This window comes from Nonomuraea sp. NPDC049684 (genome assembly GCF_044465345.1).
Taxonomy (GTDB): Bacteria; Actinomycetota; Actinomycetes; order Streptosporangiales; family Streptosporangiaceae; genus Nonomuraea.
The window spans coordinates 697,998-716,267 of sequence record NZ_JBITLO010000002.1; the positions used below are offsets into that span (position 1 = coordinate 697,998).

Genomic DNA, 18,270 nt, shown 5'->3' on the forward strand with positions numbered 1-18,270 from the left:
GTGAGGTGAGCTTACCGGGACGGAACGACTACCTCGCCGTTGTCAACTCGCCCGCCCCCGGCGCAGCCCGAGCGTCCTGATCCGGTTGCCCGTGCCGACGAGGCCGGCCATCACCACCAGATCCGTGCGCCCGCCCTTGTACGTGAGCCGCACCGCGTCGAACACCAGGACGGACCCGGCGGCCACCGGGATCGCGAGGGTACGCGTGCCGAACAGCTCGACGTCGGCCCGGTTCGCGGTGACGTCCTTGAGCAGCCCGCGCAGCGGGTCCCCCGGCGGGAAGCGCACGCCCGCCACCCCGGCCGGGTCGGTGAGGTACGTCAGGTGCCGCTGCGGCACCAGCCGGGCCTGCCTGACCAGCGACGACGGCGCCTCGGCGGCCTCCCGCGCCGGCTCGCCGGGCACCGGGACCGGCCCCGCGCCCAGCCGCCAGCGGCCGTCCTCCAGGAAGAACAGGTAGTACGCGGGCGAGGGCTCGCGGGCCAGCGCGGCGAACCAGTCGCCCGCGTCCGGCAGCAGGTAGACGGGGTCGGCTGGACGGGCTGGACGGCCGTTCCGGGTCGCCTCGCAGGCACGGCCGTCCAGCGTCCGCTCCGCCCACGTGGTCAGCTCCCGTACGGCGGCGCAGTCCCGCCGCTGCCAGGCCTCGTCGAGCTGCCTGAGCAGCGAGAACGCCTGCTCGGCGGTCGCCGGGTCGACCCGTGGCGCGGCTGCCGGGGCAGGCGTGCGGTCCTCCTGGAGCACCGGGGCGCCGCCGGTCGCGCCACAGCCCGCGGTGAGCAGGGCCAGGACCAACGCGAGCAGTCGAAGCGGCACAGGTGGCTCCCGGGAGGGCGGCCGTCTGGAGCGGCAGGTCCGACATCGCGGGCGGGCCCGCGATCTGAACGGCAGCGTAATGCCGATCTTTCAGAAATGCCGCCCATAAGGCGATATTTCTAGAAGTGGTCTTTGCGGGGCATGTTCGGCCCCCTGACACCGGCCGTACGACATCGCCGGTACGCTGAGGTGGTCAGTCTCGCCGAGGGGAAGGACCGAGCGCGGACGTGGAGTTTGCCAAGCGCCTCTACCAGCGGTTCGAGTCCCTGGTTCACGAACTGGCGAAATTCGGGAGCATCGGGGCCGTCGCCTTTCTGCTCGACACGGGTGTCTACAACCTCTTCCTGCTCGGCTTCGAGTGGGGCCCCCTCACCTCCAAGGTGCTCGCCACCACGATCTCGGCGACCTTCGCGTACCTGGGCAACCGCTTCTGGACCTTCCGCCACCGCGAGCAGAGCGGCCTCGGCCGCGAATACTTCCTGTTCTTCCTGCTCAACGGCGTCGCCCTGCTGTTCGGCCTGCTGGTGATCGGCTTCACCAAGTACACCCTCCACCTGCACGACGGCCTGAGCCTGAACATCGCCAACTTCGCCGGCGTCGGCCTCGGCACGCTGTTCCGCTACTGGTCGTACAAGAAGTGGGTGTTCCTGGAGGCCACCGAGCCGATCCCGGTGGAGCTGCCGGAGCTCAGGCAGGACCGCTGACCACGCGGTTCCTGCTGTCCTCCTCGGCCGGGCGCAGGAAGATGGCGAACGTCGCCGGCCGGCGGCGCACCAGTTCCAGCCGTCCGCCGTCGGCGGCGGCCAGCGCGCGGGCGAGGGTGAGCCCGAGGCCGGTGCCTCCGCCGCCGCTGACGTTGCGTTCGAAGATCTTGGGTGCGATCTCGTCGGCGATGCCGGGGCCCTCGTCGGCGACCTCGATCACGATGTAGTTGTCGCCGCAGGTGCTGGTGACGGTGACCGTGCCGCCGCCGTGGCGCAGGGAGTTCTCCAGCAGCGAGGCGATGACCTGGCCGAAGCCGCCGGTGGTGGCCATCGCCTTCAGGCCGCGGGTGCCGTCGAGGTGCAGCGTGCGGCCCGCCTCGCGGAAGACCGGCTCCCACTCGGTGATCTGCTGGATGAGCACCTCGTCGATGGCGACGGGCTCGGCCTGGGCGTGGCGCTGGCGACGGGCCGCCGCGAGCAGCTCGTCGATCACCGCGGTCAGGCGCTCGGCCTGCACGATGGCCGCCTCGCCCTCCTCGCGGACGACCTCCGGCTCGTTCGAGGCGGCGACGATCTCCTCCAGGCGCATGGTCAGGCCGGTCAGGGGCGTGCGGAGCTGATGGGAGGCGTCGGTGGCGAACTCGCGTTCGCGGGTGAGCAGGTCGGAGATGCGGGTGGCGCTGCGGTCGAGCACCTGGGCCACGCGGTCCAGCTCGGGGATGCCGTAGCGGTGCTTGCTCGGCCGCGCGTCGCCCGACCCCAGCCGCTCGGCGATCTTCGCCAGGTCCTGCAGGGGCAGCGTCAGTCTGCGTGACTGTACGACGGCCAGGCTCACGGCCACCGCGAGCGCCGCGACGGCCAGCGCCACGATCAGCAGCAGCCTGGCCCGGACGTCGCGCTCGACCTGATCCCGGTCACGACTTATCCGGACGTAGACACCGGTGTTGGTCTGGGCGTCCTCGGTCATCAGGTGACCCGACGCCGGCGCCGTGCCGACGACGGTCACCCGCAGAGGGGTTCCGCGTTCCCAGATCTGGATGTACCTGCCCGGGTACTTCTGTTCCAGTTGTTGCGGGTCGAGCGGGGTCTCCTGGACCCGGGCGTACTCGACCTCGCCCACGAGACGCTTGGCTTCCGCCCCGAGCTCCTGAGCCGCCTCGTCGACGATCAGACGGCTGACCACGACGCCCAGGGGGACCCCCAGCAACAGGACCGCGATGACCGCGACGACCAGTGTGGAGGAGAGCAGTCGACGGCGCATGCGCCTACTCGCGTTCGAACCGGAAGCCGACTCCCCGGACCGTCGTGATGTATCGGGGCTTGGCGGCATCGTCGCCGAGTTTGCGGCGCAGCCAGGAGATGTGCATGTCGAGGGTCTTGGTCGAACCCCACCAGTTGGTGTCCCACACCTCGCGCATGATCTGCTCCCGGGTGACGACCTTGCCGGCGTCGCGGACCAGGACCCGCAGCAGGTCGAACTCCTTGGTCGTCAGGTGCAGCTCCTTCTCCCCCATCCAGGCGCGGCGGGAGTCGGCGTCGATGCGGACCCCCTGCACGACCGGGGTCTCGGAGGTGCCGCGCCGCAGCAGCGCGCGCACCCGGGCCAGCAGCTCGGCCAGCCGGAACGGCTTGGTCACGTAGTCGTCGGCGCCGGCGTCGAGGCCGACGACGGTGTCCACCTCGTCCACGCGGGCCGTGAGTATCAGAACCGGGGTGCCGTGCCCCTCGGCACGGATCCGGCGCGCGACCTCAAGACCGTCCATCTCTGGCAGCCCGAGGTCGAGAACGATGAGGTCGATGCCGCCCGACAGGGCCCTCTCCAGGGCCTGCGGGCCGTCGGGGCTCACCTCTACCTGATAGCCCTCGCGGCGTAGCGCACGCGCGAGTGGCTCGGAGATCGAGGTGTCATCCTCGGCGAGAAGTACGCAGGTCATGAAGCGATCGTAGGACCTTAGGCGATCGTTTCCCGGGCACAGCGCGCGGTTTGACTTGTCGTTGACCTATCCATTGACCTGGGCAAACGAAGCTAAATAAGGGTTAGTCGTGATTAAATTACCGCGATTATCGAGGGGAAAACACAAAGCGCTCCAGGCTTTCCCATCACACCACGTACGCCCGCATCCGCGGGACGCGTCGCGCCCGGCGCGGCGCCCGGAGCGTGATACCCCGATCCGGGCGCCGGAATGCCTGGAACGTGCCGTTCAGAGCCAGCTCGACCGGACGGACGCCGCCGGACCGCCGGCCGGGGCGGTGCCGAGCTCGCCGGCGCGCACCCGGTCGAGCAGGCGGCGGACCGTGTCGACGATCTCGGGGGCGGTCTCCCGCAGGCTCGCCGCGTCGCCCGCGCCGACCTCGGCGGGATCGACGCCCGACTGCCGCAGCACGCCGTCGAGGTCGGCCAGCCGCTCCCCCAGCCACTTCAGCGGCTCGGCCGACAGCTCCTCGTCGAACACCCGCCGGTCGGGCTCCCAGCCGCTGGAGCCCGGGTGGTGGTGCGTACGGTCGAAGCTGCCCGGCGTGCCGTCGACCGACTCCAGCAGGTCGACCCGCCAGATGAGCTGATCGACGACGATCGGACGGGCCGAGTAGATCGACCCCTTGAGCTCGCCCGGCGCGAGCCTGCGGATCTCCAGGCGCACGCCGTGCTCGGCGCCCTCCTGGTGCTCACCCGGGTCGGGGTCGACGAAGTACAGGTCGCCGACGGCCACGCCGATGCGCTCGAAGCCGAAGAGATAGAGCATGGAGACCACTCCCTCACAGGTGTCCTGGGCTCGCCTCCCCCAGTATCCGTCAGTGGGCGGCGAGCGGCCCGAAGACGACGGCCCCGCCGCCCGGGCGGGCGGCGGGGCCGGAGAGATCAGGGGGGCTCTAGTCGTCGACGGAGTGGGGCTCGGCGTAGCGGGCGAGGTAGAGCTGCTCGCCCAGGCTGCGCATCAGGCCCAGCTCGGTCTCCAGGTAGTCGATGTGCTCCTCCTCGTCCTCAAGGATGTCCTCGAAGATGCGGGCGGAGGTGATGTCGCCCTTCTCCCTCATGAGCTGGATCGCCGGGCGCAGCCGTTCGACCACTGCCAGCTCGACCTCAAGGTCGGCCTTGAGCTGCTCCTCGACGGTCTGGCCGATGTGCAGCGTGCCCAGGCGCTGGTAGTTGGGCAGCCCTTCGAGGAACAGGATGCGGTCGGTCAGCCGTTCGGCGTGGCGCATCTCCTCGAAGGACTCGTCGCGCGTGTGCTTGGCCAGCTTGGTGTATCCCCAGTTCTCCTGCATCTTCGCGTGCAGGAAGTACTGGTTGATCGCCGTGAGCTCGGCGGTCAGCTGTTCGTTGAGGAGTTCGATGATCTGCTTGTCGCCCTGCATGAACGGGCCCCTCGTCACGGTGCGGCTATGCGGTCGTCAGTTCTTCAGACTGCTTCAGGATCGCACAGATCTTCCGTACACAACGGGCACAGTCCCCACCGGCCCCAGTGGTGTCGCGAATCTGCTTCGCGCTCTTCGCCCCGGAGGCGATGCAGTCGTGGACCTCGTTCTCGGTCACAGCACGACAAATGCATACATACATCCGGGGACAGGCCTCTCAAGCGAGCAGGAAGGGGACGCCTTTAGGTTAGGCACACCTAAGATAGCTCACTTCGGTAAGGCTTGCCTATGTTAGAGGCGTCACATTCACCTGACCCCGCAGGTCAGTGGCCTCTCGCCCGCCACTCCTCCAGGTGCGGCGCCTCCGCCCCGATGGACGTGGAGTCGCCGTGACCCGTGTGCACGACCGTCTCCGGCGGCAGGGACAGCAGCCGCCCGGCGATCGACTCGATGATCGTGTCGAACGACGAGTACGACCGCCCGGTCGCCCCCGGCCCGCCCTTGAAGAGCGTGTCGCCGCTGAACAGCACGCCCGCGTCGGGCGCGTGCAGGCAGACCGCGCCCGGCGAGTGGCCCGGCGTGTGCAGCACCTCCAGGGCCACCCCGCCCACCGAGATCTTCTCGCCGTCGGCCAGCGGCGTGTACGCCACCTCCGGCCCGTACACCTGCTCCCAGAGCACCTGGTCGGCCGGGTGCAGCAGGATCGGCGCGCCGGTCAGCTCGGCCAGCCGGGCGGCGGCGTTGACGTGGTCGTTGTGGGCGTGGGTGCACACGATGGCCTTGACCCGGCGGCCGCCGGCCCGCGCGGCGATGGCGTCGGCGTCGTGCGCGGCGTCGATGATCACGACCTCGCGCGCGTCGCCGACCAGCCAGACGTTGTTGTCGACCTCCCAGGTGCCGCCGTCGAGCGAGAACGTGCCGGAGGTGATGACGCGGTCGATCATCAGAGCACCACCACCGAGCGCAGCACCTCGCCGCGGTGCATCTTCGCGAACGCCTCCTCGACCTGGTGGAGCCCGATCGTCTCGGTGACGAACCGGTCGAGCGGCAGCCGGTTCTGCAGGAACAGGTCGATCAGCATCGGGAAGTCCCGCGAGGGCAGGCAGTCGCCGTACCAGGACGACTTCAGCGCGCCGCCGCGGCCGAACACGTCGAGCAGCGGCAGCTCCAGCCGCATCTCCGGCGTCGGCACGCCCACCAGGACCACCGTGCCGGCCAGGTCGCGGGCGTGGAACGCCTGCTCGAACGTCTCCGGCCGGCCGACCGCATCGATCACCACGTCCGCGCCGAACCCGCCGGTCAGGTCGCGGATCGCCTCGACCGGGTCGCTCTCCCGCGAGTTGACCGTGTGCGTCGCGCCGAACCCGCGGGCCCACTCCAGCTTGCGGTCGTCGACGTCGACGGCGATGATCCGGGACGCCCCGGCCAGCGACGCCCCGAGGACAGCCGCGTCGCCGACGCCGCCGCAGCCGATCACGGCCACGCTGTCGCCGCGCGTCACGCCGCCGGTGTTGATCGCCGCGCCGATGCCGGCCATCACGCCGCAGCCCAGCAGGCCCGCGACCTGGGCCGGCGCCTCGGCCGACACCTTGGTGCACTGGCCGGCGGCCACCAGCGTCTTCTCCAGGAACGCGCCGATGCCGAGCGCGGGCGACAGCTCGGTGCCGTCCTTGAGCGTCATCTTCTGGGTGGCGTTGTGGGTGGCGAAGCAGTACCACGGCCGGCCGCGCAGGCAGGCGCGGCACTGGCCGCACACCGCGCGCCAGTTGAGGATCACGAAGTCGCCGGGCGCCAGCCCGGTGACGCCCTCGCCGATGGCCTCGACCGTGCCCGCGGCCTCGTGGCCCAGCAGGAAGGGGAAGTCGTCGTTGATCCCGCCCTCGCGATAGTGCAGGTCGGTGTGGCAGACCCCGCAGGCCTGCACGTTCACCACCGCCTCGCCCGGCCCGGGGTCGGGGACGACCACCGTCTCCAGCGAAACTTCCTGGCCCTTACCGCGGGCGATCACGCCCTGCACTTCGTACGGCATGGCAGCCATCTTGTGTCAGGAGGATGATCTCCGCAAGACATAGGGCTGGACCACGCCGAGGCCTCTTGCCGGCCGTCTCCTGATCTTGTGGACCTCGATCCCGTCCGGCGCCGCGGCCAGGCCCTCGGCCAGCTCGGAGTCGACCAGGATCGTGCCCGGCCGGGCGATGGCCGTGAGCCGGGCGGCCAGGTTGACGGTGGTGCCGAACACGTCGCCCATCATGGGCACGACCGGCCCGTACGCCATGCCGATGCGCAGCTCCAGGCTGTCGGCGAGGTCGAGGGCGATCGCGGCGGCCTGGGCCGGCGCGGGCGCGGTGAACAGCACCTCGTCGCCGAGCGTCTTGACCAGCCGCGCGCCGTGCGCGGCCACCACGTCGGCGGCGCGCGACTCGAAGCCCTCGACCAGCGAGGCCAGCGCCCGCTCGTCCAGCTCGCGCGAGCGGCGGGTGAAGGAGACCAGGTCGGCGAAGCCCACGGCGATCGACACGCGGGCCGGCCCCCGCTCGTCCTGGTCGTCGGCGACGGCCAGCAGGCGGGTTCCGGCGGCGGCGAGCTGGGCCCGCCAGACGTGCACCAGCAGGTGCTCGAAGTCGGGCAGCAGCGCCTTGGCGGTGTCGAGGACGCCGTTGAGGTCGGCGTCGGTGCGCGCGTCCTGGATCACCGTGCCGATCACGATCTCGGCCTGCCACTGCGCCAGCCTGGCGGTGGTCTGGCCGAGCGCGCGGGCCATGCGGATGACGGCCTGCTCGTCGAGCAGGCCGCCGTCGAGCAGGCTGCGCACCCGGCGCAGCGCGGCCACGTCGGCGTCGCTGAACGCCACGGCGTCGTCGGGGAACTGGGCGAAGCCGAGCGCCCGCCAGATGCGCTGGGCGAGCTCCTGCGACACCCCGGCCCCGGCCGCGACCTGCGCGCGGGTGTGGCGGGCCGGCATGCCGACGAGCGTGCGCTCGATCTGCTCGGCGGTCGGCCTGCCGGGCGGTTGGGTGGCGTTCACGATCAGCAGGCTACGCCAACCTCAGCGGCCGTCGATCTCTCCGTCGGACGCGTCCTCGACCAGCTTGAACAGGTCCATGCGGACGTCCTGGATGCGCGGGATGTCGCGCAGGACGATCTGGCCGCGCTCGCCCGCGGACTCGACGGTCAGCGTGCCGCAGCCGAGCATGCGCTCCATGAACGTCTGGTCGGAGCTGACGGTGTTGACCTTGGCCATCGGGATCTCGTCGGTGGACTTGTTGAGCACGCCCACGCTGATCGTGAACCGGTGGGTCGTCAGGACGTACCCGGTGTTCTTCCACTGCAGGTAGGGCACGAACGAGAAGATCGTCAGCAGGATCACGGCGATGACGACGACGGCGATCCTGCCGTAGGAGGTGACGCTCTCCCCCCACGTGGTGGGGAAGAAGTAGAGGGCCGCACCCGCTGCCGCGGCGATGAGGATCAGCGCGAAGAACGGGCCGACGAGGCGCTTCCAGTGGGGATGGAAGGATCGGACGCGCTGCTCACCCTGCGTCAGATGGTGGTCGGGAAGGGTCATGCCGCACATGCTGCCACCAACCCGGCCGAGCGGCTACGCCCCGGCTCAACGGGCGGCCCGCACGTGCACGACGTCTCCGGCGCCCAGCGTGTAGCGCTCGCCGCCGGACTCGACCTGGAGGTGGCCGGAGCCGTCGATGCCGGTCGCCCGCCCGGTCAGCACCTGCTCGCCCGGCAGCTCCACCCGGACGTCGCGGCCGACCGTGGCGCTGGCGGCGAGGTAGGCGGCGCGCAGCCCGGCGGCCTCGGCGTCGCCGCCGGCCGCCTCCCACTCGCGGTAGTGGCCCTCGACCTCGCGCAGCACGGCCCGCAGCAGCGGGTCGCGGTCGACGCAGGCCGCCTCCTCGATGGCCAGGGACGTGGCCGTCTCGACCGGGGCCTCCTCCGCGCGCAGGGAGACGTTGAGCCCCATGCCGATGACGACGGCGTCGTCGACCCGCTCGGCCAGCACCCCGGCCAGCTTGCGCTCGCCCACCAGCAGGTCGTTGGGCCACTTCAGGCGCACGTCGACCTCGGCCAGCCGGCGCACGGCCGAGGCGGCGGCCACGCCGTACAGCAGCGGCAGCCACCCCTGGGCCGGCACCGGCGCCGTGGGCCTGAGCAGGACGGAGAACGTCAGCCCGGACCGCGGCGGCGCCGACCAGGCGCGGTCGAGCCGGCCCCGGCCGGCGACCTGCGACTCGGCCACCAGCACCCGGCCCTGCTCGGCCCCGGCCTGGGCGGCCAGGGCGAGGTCGGCGTTGGTCGAGCCGGTGGTCTCGACGACGGTGACGCCCGTCCACAGGGCGCCGGGACGCACGAGCGCGCGGTTGAGCGCGGCCTCCGAGAGCGGCGGACGGTCGAGGTCGGAGTAGCGCGAGGAGGCCATCCCCCTATCTTGGCCGAACTCGCGCCGAGGTCGTCGCACCGCACCGGCTGGTCTCGAAGTCCGCATGAGGGGTAAAGATGGGGGGATGAGCAGACGTCCTGACCCTCGCAACTGGGCTTCGTGGCGGCCCTTCGGCCTCGGGTTGCGCAAGCCGAACAACTACCTGGAGCTGTGGAAGGCGTTCAGGTCGGTCAAGGGGAACAGGCGTTACGCCTGGCGCATACTCAACCAGGGCACCTGCGACGGCTGCGCGCTCGGCACGCACGGCATGCGCGACTGGACGATGGACGAGATCCACCTGTGCAACATCAGGTTGCGCCTGCTGCCGCTCAACACCATGCCCGCGCTCGACGTGTCGCTGCTGCGCGACGTCTCCGGGCTGGCCGGGCGGAAGAGCGCGGAGCTGCGGGAGCTGGGGCGGCTGCCGTACCCGATGCTGCGGCGGGCCGGCGAGCCCGGCTTCACCCGCCTCACGTGGGACGAGGCGCTGCGGGTGGCGGCCGAGCGGCTGCGCGGCGCGCGCTTCGGCACGTACCTGACCAGCCGCGGGGTGCCCAACGAGAACTACTACGCGGCGCAGAAGGCGGTGCGGGCGCTCGGCACGAACAACGTCGACAACGCCGCCCGCATCTGCCACTCGCCCTCGACGGTCGCGCTCAAGCAGACCATCGGCGCGGCGGCCACGACCTGCTCCTACACCGACTGGATCGGCTCGGACCTGATCGTCTTCATCGGCTCGAACCCGTCGAACAACCAGCCGGTCGCGATGAAGTACCTCTACCACGCCAAGAAGGCCGGCACCCGGATCGCCATGGTCAACGCCTACCGCGAGCCGGGCATGGACAAGTACTGGGTGCCCTCCAACGCCGAGTCCGCGCTGTTCGGCACGAAGATCACCGACGAGTTCTTCGGCGTGAACGTCGGCGGCGACATCGGCTTCCTCAACGGCGTGCTCAAGCACCTCATCGAGAACGACTGGGTGGACAAGGCGTTCGTGACCGGGCGCACGTCCGGGTTCGAGGAGGCGCGCAAGGCCGTCGAGGGCCAGTCGTGGGCCGAGCTCGAAGCGCTCTCGGGGGCGACCAAGGAGCAGATGTTCCGGCTGGCCGAGCTGCTCGGCCGGGCGCGGTCGGCGGTGCTGGTCTGGTCGATGGGCATCACCCAGCACGCCTACGGGGAGGACAACGTCCGGGCGATCGTCAACCTGGCGCTCGCGCGCGGCTTCCTCGGGCGCGACAAGTGCGGGCTGATGCCGATCCGGGGGCACAGCGGGGTGCAGGGCGGGGCCGAGATGGGCGCGTACGCGACCGGCTTCCCCGGCGGCCTGCCGATCACCTCCGCCAACGCCGCCAAGTTCACCGACCTGTGGGGCTTCCAGGTGCCCGACACGGCCGGGCTGACCGCGACCGACATGATCGACGCGGCCCACCGGGGCGAGCTCGACGCGCTCGTCTCCTCCGGCGGCAACTTCCTGGAGGTGCTGCCCGACCCGGCCTACTGCCGCGAGGCGCTGTCCAGGCTGGGGCTGCGGGTGCACATCGACATCGTGCTGTCCTCGCAGATGCTCGTTCCGGGCGAGGGCGACGTGCTGCTGCTGCCCGCCCAGACGCGCTACGAGATGGTCGGCGGCGTGACCGAGACCTCCACCGAGCGGCGGATCATCTTCTCGCCCGAGGTCGAGGGGCCGCGCGTGGGCGAGGCGTGGCCGGAGTGGAAGATCTTCTCCGAGCTGGCCGCCCGTACCCGTCCGGAGATCGCCGACCATGTGCGGTTCACCGGCACTCCGCAGATCCGTGCGGAGATCGAGCAGGTCGTGCCGTTCTACCAGGGCATCTCCGGGTTGCGGAAGTTCGGGGACAACGTCCAGTACGGCGGCCGCCACCTCTTCGCCGACGGCCGCTTCCAGACGCCCGACGGGCTGGCCGTCTTCTCCGTGGTCGAGCCGCCCGCCCTTGAGCGCCCCGACGGCACGTTCAAGGTCGCGACCAGGCGCGGCAAGCAGTTCAACAGCATGGTCCACGAGCGGCTCGACGGCTTCAACGGCGCGGCGCGCGAGGCCGTGCTGATGAGCCCGTACGACGCCGACCGGCTCGGGCTGGCCGACGGCGCCCCGGTCGAGCTGCGCGCGGGCGAGCGCTCCTACCAGGGCAAGGTGCTGCGCGCCCCGCTGATGCCGGGCAACCTGCAGATCCACTGGCCGGAGGGGAACGTCCTGCTCGACGAGGCCCGGCGCTCGCCGCAGGCGCGCATCCCCGACTACAACGCGGTCGTCACCGTGCGGCCGCTGTGAAGGCGCGTCCCGGGCCCACCACCCGCGTCCGCATCCGGGAGCTGGCCGGGTCCGGCGCCCGCGACCGGCGCGACGACCTGGCCACGGAGGAGCCGCTGGAGATCCGCCTCATCGGCGGCGACGGCGCCCGCAGGACGGTCGCCATCACCATGCGCACCCCCGGGCACGACTTCGAGCTGGCCGCCGGGTTCCTGAGCGGCGAGGGCCTGGCCGGGCCGGACGACATCGCGGCCATCGCGTACTGCACCGACGACGACCTGCCGCCCGAGGCCCGCTACAACACCGTCACCGTCCGCCTGCACGGGCCGGTGCCCGACCTGCCCGCGCTCGACCGGCACTTCCTCACCTCCAGCGCGTGCGGCGTCTGCGGCTCGGCCGGCCTCGACGCGCTGCACGGCCGGTGCAAGCCGATCCCCAGGGGCTCGCTCGAACTCACCCCCGAGGTCCTCTACGGCCTTCCCGGCGCGCTGCGCGCGGCCCAGGGCGTGTTCGGCAAGACCGGCGGGCTGCACGCGGCGGGCCTGTTCTCGGCGACGGGCACGCTGCTGGCCTTGCGCGAGGACGTCGGCCGGCACAACGCCGTGGACAAGCTGGTCGGCTGGGCGGCGCTGGCGGACCGGCTGCCGCTGGCCGAGCACGTGCTCATGGTCAGCGGCAGGGCCAGCTACGAGATCATGCAGAAGGCGCTGGCGGCCGGCGTCCCGGCGGTCTGCGCGGTGTCGGCGCCCTCGTCCCTGGCCGTCGATCTGGCCAGGGAGTTCGGGCTGACGCTGGTGGGGTTCCTGCGCGGCGAGCGCTGCAACGTCTACGCCGGGCAGGAGCGGGTCGTCACGTCCTAGTCGGCGGCAGGGCCGTCCATCTCATCCTGGGGTTCCTACGCGATGACGGAACCCCAGGATGATCACGGCGGCTCGTGTCCCGGTTGGATGTGCCTTGTGAGGGCTATTCGCAGGTGACGGGGTACACGCCTTCGGCGGATGGCTTGTTGTGGTTCAGCACCTCAAGCCGGACCACGCCGGAGGTCTTCGTGTCCCGGTGCCAGTGGGAGGCCTGCACCTGAAGGTAGCCGCCGCTGTTGGTCTTGTACGTGGCCGGCTCCATCGGCTTGCCGTCGACGACCCAGCGCCAGGTGATCTCGGTGTCCGGCGCGGCGCGGAAGGCGCCGTGAGCGGTCACGTACGGGGCCTCGGCGCAGTCGCCGAAGTAGTGGACCGGCTGGAACTCGCTGATCCGCACCGTCCCCGGCGACGAGTCCACCGGCACGCAGGTCACCGTGTACGGCTTCTCCTTGACCGGCTTGTTGTGGTTCAGCACCTCAAGACGGATGACGCCGGTTCCGGAGGCCTTGGGGTTGATGTAGAAGAAGTCGCCGATCGACTGGGCCCTGCCGGGCTTGGCGTCCTGCGTCCTGACCGGGCCGGGCTTGCCGTCCACGACGACGCGGTACCGGACGTCGGCGTCGCGGTCGGTGGTGATCCGGGCGTCCACCCGCAGGCCGATGGAGCCGGTGCAGTCGCCCCGGTAGACGGGCGTCAGGACGTAGGGGATGGCCAGCTTGGCCGGGTCGGGGTCGGCCGTGCAGGACAGGGCGAACGTGCGCTCGGCGGCCTGGGCCGCGCCGGGCTGGGTGGTCAGGGCCAGCTTGTGGGAGCCGGTCTTCGACTGGTCGAGGCTCCAGGCGGCGGTGACGTCCTGCGACCTGGGCTGGGTGCCGGCCGGGAAGCTGACGGTCTGGTGCTGCCACTCGGCGCCGTCGAGGGTCCACCAGTAGCCGACGCTGGCGGCCGGGCCCGCCGGGAGGGTGATGCGGCCGGTGGCCTGGTAGGCGATCGGCTCGTCGCAGTAACCCGCGTAGTCGCCGGGCGTCAGGGCGCTGATCGCCGCCTGCGGCTGCTGCGCCGGGGGCTGCGTGGTCGTGGTCGGCGTGGGCGTCGAGGAGATCGTCGGCGTCGGGGTGGGCGTGTTGGTCGGGGTGGTGGTCGGCTTGGGGTCCGGCGTGACGCGGCAGGTCACCTCGTACGACGCCCGCGCGGAGTCGTGGCCGCCGGCGTTGAGGATGCGTACCGACCGCCAGCCCGAGGTGGAGGTGCCCACGGACAGCGGCAGCGTGACCTGCCTGCTGCGCGGGGCGCCGGCGGCGAAGTACAGCGACTCCACCCTGCCCTCGCCCGTGGCGCTGTCGATCCACTGGTAGCCGACCTTGGCGGGGGTGCGCGAGACCTGGATGGTCGCGGTGAAGGTCACGGTGGCCGGGCAGCGGCCGTCCTGGCGGGCCGGGCTCGCCTGCACGCTCGCGGCGGCCTCCAGCGGCCTGTCCGGCTGCGCGGGCAGCGGGTTGACCACGTCGTACCGCTGCGGGGCTCCGGCGCAGGCGACGCGGAAGCGGGCCTTGGCCGACAGTCCGCGCCGGCCGAGCACCTCGACGGCCTGCCAGCCGGTCGTGTCGCGGTCGAAGGTCTGGCGGTCCCTCACGACGACCTTGCGCGCGCCGTCGACGCGGAAGCTCCTGATGGCGCTCTTGCTGCGGTCACCGCGTACCCAGCGGTACCGCACGATGCCCTTGCCCTTGGCGGCCACCGTGGCGGAGAAGGCCACGGTCGTGGGGCACTCGCCCGCCTGACCGGCGGGGACGGCCCTGACCCTGGTCACCGAGGTCGCCGGGGCGGTGGCGGCCAGGGCCGGAGGAGCGGCCAGCAGGCTGCCGAGCATCACCGTGCCCAGCAGCAAGGCTGTCCTTTTCATGAGGGGGTCCCTTTCTGCGCTGTCAAAGCCCCCATGCTGCTCAGTGATCCTTGGAAGTCACTTGGAGCCCTCTTGTGACGCTCGTGGAATGAAGCGTTCCGTTCTGCTATAGTTGGAACAGAACAAGCCGTTCCGCTTCTTCGGTCGAGAGGACCCCTCATGAGCATCCGCCCGTTCCGCATCGAGATCTCCCAGGCCGACCTCGACGACCTGCGCGCCCGGCTCGCGCTGACCCGCTTCGCCGACGAGATCCCCGGCGCCGACCAGGGCGTGGGCGTCGAGCGGGTCAAGCGCCTGGTGGCCCACTGGCAGACCGGCTTCGACTGGCGCGCCCAGGAGGCCAGGCTCAACGCCCACCCGCAGTTCACCACGGAGATCGACGGGCAGAACATCCACTTCATCCACGTACGCTCCGACAACCCCGACGCCCTGCCGCTGATCCTCACCCACGGCTGGCCCGGCACCGTCGCCGAGTACCTCGCCGCGATCGAGCCGCTGTCGCGCCGCTTCCACGTGGTCGTCCCGTCGCTGCCCGGCTTCGGCTTCTCCGGCCCGACCAAGGAGCTCGGCTGGAACAACCGGCGCATCGCCGGGGCCTGGGCCGAGCTGATGGCCCGCCTCGGCTACGAGCGCTACGGCGCCGTCGGCAACGACGGCGGCTCGATGATCTCCCCCGAGCTGGGCCGGATCGACGCCGAGCACGTCGTCGGCGTGCACGTCACCCAGCTGTTCTCCTTCCCCTCCGGCGACCCGGCCGAGTTCGCCGGGTTGAGCGAGGAGGACCAGGCGGGGCTGGCCGTGCTCGACTGGTTCTGGAAGGAGAAGGGCGCGTTCAACGTCCTGCAGTCGCAGCAGCCGCAGACGCTCGCGCACGCCCTCGCCGACTCCCCCGCCGGGCTCGTCGGCTGGCTCGCCCAGCTCTTCGACGAGGACCTGGACGACGACTTCGTGCTGACCAACGCCTCGATCCACTGGTTCACCGGCACCGCCGGCTCGGCGCTGCGGCTCTACTGGGAGAACGCCCGCATGGAGCAGCCGCAGGAGCCGACGACCACCCCGACCGCGCTGGCCATGGCCGAGGGCGACTTCGCGTCGATCCGCCGCTTCGCCGAGCGCGACCACCACGGCATCGTCTCGTGGAAGACCCTGCCCGCCCCCGCCCACGGCCACTACACGGCCCACACCGCCACGGAGGCGCTCACCTCCGACATCACGGCCTTCTTCGACAGCCTGCGCTGATTCCCCGCGCTTTCGGACGGCCCGGCCCCCCCGCCGGGCCGTCCGCGCGTGTGCTCAGCCGGTGTTCTGCAGGCCGGCGGCCACGCCGTTGACCGACAGCAGCAGCAGCGTGGACAGCCGCTCGCGCTCCTGCTCCGACAGGTCCTCGGTGCGCATCGCGCGCAGCGCCCGCAGCTGCAGGTGCGACAGCGCGTCGACGTACGGGTCGCGCAGCTGCACGGCCCGCGAGAGCACCTTGCGGTTCTCCAGCAGCCGCGTGTGGCCGGTCACCCGGAGCACCAGCTCGCGGGTGCGGTCGTACTCCTCCAGCACCTGGCGGGCGAAGTCGTCCCGGCCGCCGAGTGCGAGGTAGCGCTTGGCGATCGACCGGTCGGTCTTGGCCAGCGACATCTCGGCGTTGTCCAGCATCGCGTTGAACAGCGGCCACTCGGCGTAGGCCGCGCGCAGCTCGTCGAGGGAGCCGACGGCGGCCAGGCCGGTGCCCAGGCCGTACCAGCCGGGCAGGTTGACGCGGGTCTGGGCCCAGGCGAACACCCACGGGATGGCCCGCAGGTCGTCCAGCGAGCGCGGCGCGCCCAGGCCGCGGCGGGCCGGACGTGAGCCGAGCCGCAGCGAGCCGATCTCCTCCAGCGGGCTGACCAGCGCGAACCACTCGGGGAACCCGGGGGCCTCGGTGAGCGCCCGGTAGGCCTTCTCCGAGGCCGTGGCCACCTGCCGGGCCAGGCCGCGGAACCGCTCGGCGGCGGCCGCCGTACGGGCGCCGACCGTGGGCGAGGAGGCCAGCAGCACGGCGTTGGTGACCTGCTCCAGATGGCGGCGGGCGATGGCGATGTGCCCGTAACGAGCGAAGATGACCTCGCCCTGCTCGGTGACCTTGAAGCGGCCCGCGACCGAGCCGGGCGCCTGCGCCAGCACCGCCCGGTTGGCCGGGCCGCCGCCGCGGCCGAGCGCGCCGCCGCGGCCGTGGAACATGCGCAGCTTGACGTCGTGCTCGTGGGCCCACACGGTCAGCTCCTCCTGCGCCTCGTACAGGCGGAGGGTGGCGGCCGCCGGGCCCAGCTCCTTGGCCGAGTCGGAGTAGCCGAGCATGATCTCCATGCGGCGGCCGGTCGCGGCCAGGCGGTCCTGGATCTGCGGGATCTCCAGCATGCCGCTCAGCACGGCCGGCGAGTTCGCCAGGTCCTGGCCGGACTCGAACAGCGGCACCACGTCGAGCACCGGCGCCCGGTCGCCCAGGGCGTGCCCGGCCAGCTCGTAGACGGCCGCGATGTCGTCGGCCGAACGGGTGAAGGAGACCACGTAGCGGGAGCAGGCCGTGACGCCGAACCGCTCCTGGATCCAGGCGATCACCCGGATCGTGGCCAGCACCTCCTCGGTGCGCTCCGACAGCTCGCCGCCGGCCCTGATCTCCTCCAGGGCGGCCGCGTGCACCTGCGAGTGCTGGCGCACCTCCAGCTCGGCCAGGTGGAAGCCGAACGTCTCGACCTGCCAGAGGAGGTGCTGCAGCTCCCCGTACGCCTGCCGCGGCGCGCTGCGCGCCAGCGACTCCTGCACCAGGCGCAGGTCGGCCAGCAGCTCGGCGGGCGCGCGGTAGGCGAGGTCGAGGTCGCGGCGGCGGGTGGCGGCGATGCGGGCGGCCACGTACAGCAGCCACTGGCGGTGCGGCTCGCGCGGCGAGCGGGTGGCCAGCTCGGAGACCAGCTCGGGATGCGCGTCGATGGCCGCGGCCAGCGCGCCCTTCAGCTCGGCCGAGCTGGGCGAGAACTGGGCGGAGGCGGTCAGCGTGCGGGCGATGCGCGTGCAGGCCGTCTCCAGGGCGGTCAGCACGTGCTCGGACTGGATCTGGATCGTGTCGCGGGTGACCTTGGCGGTGACGTTGGGGTTGCCGTCGCGGTCGCCGCCGATCCAGCTCCCGTAGCGGATGAAGGGCCTGGCCAGCGGCGGACGGGTGCCGGTGCCCGCGTCGAGCGCCGCGTCGAGCGAGCGGTAGACCTGGGGCACCATGCGGAACAGCGTCTCGTCGAAGGCGGCCATGGCGGTGCGCACCTCGTCGAGCGGGTCGAGCTTGGTGGAGCGCAGCTGGGCCGTCCGCCACAGCAGGTCGATCTCCTCCAGCAGGCGGCGCCTGCTCTCGGCGCGCTCCGACGCGCCGCGGCCGGGCGCGTTGTACTCGGTGAGCTGGCCGCTGATGCGCTGGATGGCGGTGACGACCGCGCGCCTGCGCGCCTCGGTGGGGTGCGCGGTCAGCACCGGGTGCAGCTCCAGCCCCTGCAACAGCTCGCTCACGCGCTCCTCGCCGAGCTCGTGGACGGCCTGCGCCAGCGACTCCCGCTGCACCCTCCCCTCGGCGTCGCGCTCGCGCAGCGTGCGGATCCGGTAGTGCTCCTCGGCCAGGTTCGCCAGGTGGAAGTAGCAGGTGAACGCGCGGGCGACCGCGACCGCCCGCTCGATCTCCCATCCGGCGACCATTTCGGTGATCTCGTCGGCGGAAATCTCGCCTCTGCGCGCCGCGATGACGGCTTTGCGCAACCGTTCGACGTCGGCCAGCAGGTCTTCGCCACCTTGTTCGGCGATCACCTGGCCGAGCAGCTTGCCGAGCATGCGCACGTCGTGGCGCAGCTCGTCCGGCATCTCGGTCACGGCGGCACTACGACGCTCGAGCCCCTGGTCAATCATGCTTCGAAGGGTATCGA

At 71.6% G+C, this 18,270-nt stretch carries 17 protein-coding genes; 4 read left to right on the forward strand and 13 right to left on the reverse strand.

From position 1 onward, the window contains the following. Positions 1 to 42: 42 nt before the first annotated feature. The gene (locus ACIBST_RS08960; protein WP_397170328.1) at positions 43 to 816 is read right to left on the reverse strand and encodes a hypothetical protein; all 774 of its coding nucleotides are present in this window, start codon (positions 814 to 816) and stop codon (positions 43 to 45) included. A 227-nt stretch (positions 817 to 1,043) separates the two neighbouring features. Here ACIBST_RS08960 and ACIBST_RS08965 point away from each other — a divergent pair, with 227 nt between their 5' ends. Continuing rightward, the gene (locus ACIBST_RS08965) at positions 1,044 to 1,520 is read left to right on the forward strand and encodes a GtrA family protein (RefSeq protein ID WP_397170330.1); all 477 of its coding nucleotides are present in this window, start codon (positions 1,044 to 1,046) and stop codon (positions 1,518 to 1,520) included. Here the strand turns inward: ACIBST_RS08965 and ACIBST_RS08970 are convergent. From ACIBST_RS08970 to ACIBST_RS09015, 10 genes are all read right to left on the reverse strand, one after another. Then, positions 1,504 to 2,781: an ATP-binding protein gene (locus tag ACIBST_RS08970; protein WP_352361812.1), complete on the reverse strand. Its 1,278-nt coding sequence runs from the start codon at positions 2,779 to 2,781 to the stop codon at positions 1,504 to 1,506. The genes ACIBST_RS08965 and ACIBST_RS08970 overlap by 17 nt on opposite strands. A gap of 4 nt (positions 2,782 to 2,785) precedes the next feature. Next, entirely contained in the window at positions 2,786 to 3,454 is a 669-nt protein-coding gene (locus tag ACIBST_RS08975; RefSeq protein WP_043620820.1) for a response regulator transcription factor, read from the reverse strand. 267 nt (positions 3,455 to 3,721) lie between these two features. After that, complete coding sequence (locus ACIBST_RS08980; protein WP_397170332.1) at positions 3,722 to 4,261, reverse strand: hypothetical protein; 540 nt, start codon at positions 4,259 to 4,261, stop codon at positions 3,722 to 3,724. 127 nt (positions 4,262 to 4,388) lie between these two features. Next, positions 4,389 to 4,874, reverse strand: a complete 486-nt coding sequence (gene bfr / locus ACIBST_RS08985; protein ID WP_357970057.1) for a bacterioferritin — start codon at positions 4,872 to 4,874, stop codon at positions 4,389 to 4,391. Positions 4,875 to 4,899: 25 nt separating this feature from the next. After that, positions 4,900 to 5,076, reverse strand: coding sequence for a bacterioferritin-associated ferredoxin (locus tag ACIBST_RS08990; RefSeq protein ID WP_125632481.1), 177 nt, complete (start codon positions 5,074 to 5,076; stop codon positions 4,900 to 4,902). Between the two features lie 121 nt (positions 5,077 to 5,197). Next, positions 5,198 to 5,818, reverse strand: a complete 621-nt coding sequence (locus ACIBST_RS08995; RefSeq protein WP_397170334.1) for an MBL fold metallo-hydrolase — start codon at positions 5,816 to 5,818, stop codon at positions 5,198 to 5,200. Continuing rightward, on the reverse strand, positions 5,818 to 6,903 hold the full coding sequence (locus ACIBST_RS09000; protein WP_397170336.1) for an S-(hydroxymethyl)mycothiol dehydrogenase: 1,086 nt from the start codon (positions 6,901 to 6,903) through the stop codon (positions 5,818 to 5,820). The genes ACIBST_RS08995 and ACIBST_RS09000 overlap by 1 nt, the downstream gene beginning before the upstream one ends. A gap of 15 nt (positions 6,904 to 6,918) precedes the next feature. Further along, positions 6,919 to 7,899: an adenylate/guanylate cyclase domain-containing protein gene (locus ACIBST_RS09005; protein ID WP_397170338.1), complete on the reverse strand. Its 981-nt coding sequence runs from the start codon at positions 7,897 to 7,899 to the stop codon at positions 6,919 to 6,921. Positions 7,900 to 7,920: 21 nt separating this feature from the next. Then, positions 7,921 to 8,439 (reverse strand): PH domain-containing protein, encoded by a 519-nt coding sequence (locus tag ACIBST_RS09010; protein WP_397170340.1) that lies wholly within the window; start codon positions 8,437 to 8,439, stop codon positions 7,921 to 7,923. Between the two features lie 45 nt (positions 8,440 to 8,484). Beyond that, positions 8,485 to 9,306, reverse strand: coding sequence for a biotin--[acetyl-CoA-carboxylase] ligase (locus tag ACIBST_RS09015; RefSeq protein ID WP_397170341.1), 822 nt, complete (start codon positions 9,304 to 9,306; stop codon positions 8,485 to 8,487). A gap of 85 nt (positions 9,307 to 9,391) precedes the next feature. Here ACIBST_RS09015 and ACIBST_RS09020 point away from each other — a divergent pair, with 85 nt between their 5' ends. Both ACIBST_RS09020 and fdhD read left to right on the forward strand, forming a co-directional pair. After that, entirely contained in the window at positions 9,392 to 11,596 is a 2,205-nt protein-coding gene (locus ACIBST_RS09020; protein ID WP_397170343.1) for an FdhF/YdeP family oxidoreductase, read from the forward strand. Then, positions 11,593 to 12,435, forward strand: a complete 843-nt coding sequence (gene fdhD / locus ACIBST_RS09025) for a formate dehydrogenase accessory sulfurtransferase FdhD (RefSeq protein WP_397170345.1) — start codon at positions 11,593 to 11,595, stop codon at positions 12,433 to 12,435. Before ACIBST_RS09020 ends, fdhD begins: the two co-directional genes overlap by 4 nt. A gap of 103 nt (positions 12,436 to 12,538) precedes the next feature. On the opposite strand, the gene ACIBST_RS09030 is transcribed toward fdhD, so the two are convergent. After that, positions 12,539 to 14,338 (reverse strand): hypothetical protein, encoded by a 1,800-nt coding sequence (locus ACIBST_RS09030; protein ID WP_397170346.1) that lies wholly within the window; start codon positions 14,336 to 14,338, stop codon positions 12,539 to 12,541. Between the two features lie 159 nt (positions 14,339 to 14,497). Here ACIBST_RS09030 and ACIBST_RS09035 point away from each other — a divergent pair, with 159 nt between their 5' ends. Continuing rightward, positions 14,498 to 15,577, forward strand: a complete 1,080-nt coding sequence (locus ACIBST_RS09035) for an epoxide hydrolase family protein (RefSeq protein ID WP_397170348.1) — start codon at positions 14,498 to 14,500, stop codon at positions 15,575 to 15,577. Between the two features lie 54 nt (positions 15,578 to 15,631). Here the strand turns inward: ACIBST_RS09035 and ACIBST_RS09040 are convergent, their stop codons facing one another. Beyond that, on the reverse strand, positions 15,632 to 18,253 hold the full coding sequence (locus ACIBST_RS09040; protein ID WP_397170350.1) for a phosphoenolpyruvate carboxylase: 2,622 nt from the start codon (positions 18,251 to 18,253) through the stop codon (positions 15,632 to 15,634). Positions 18,254 to 18,270 lie beyond the last annotated feature (17 nt).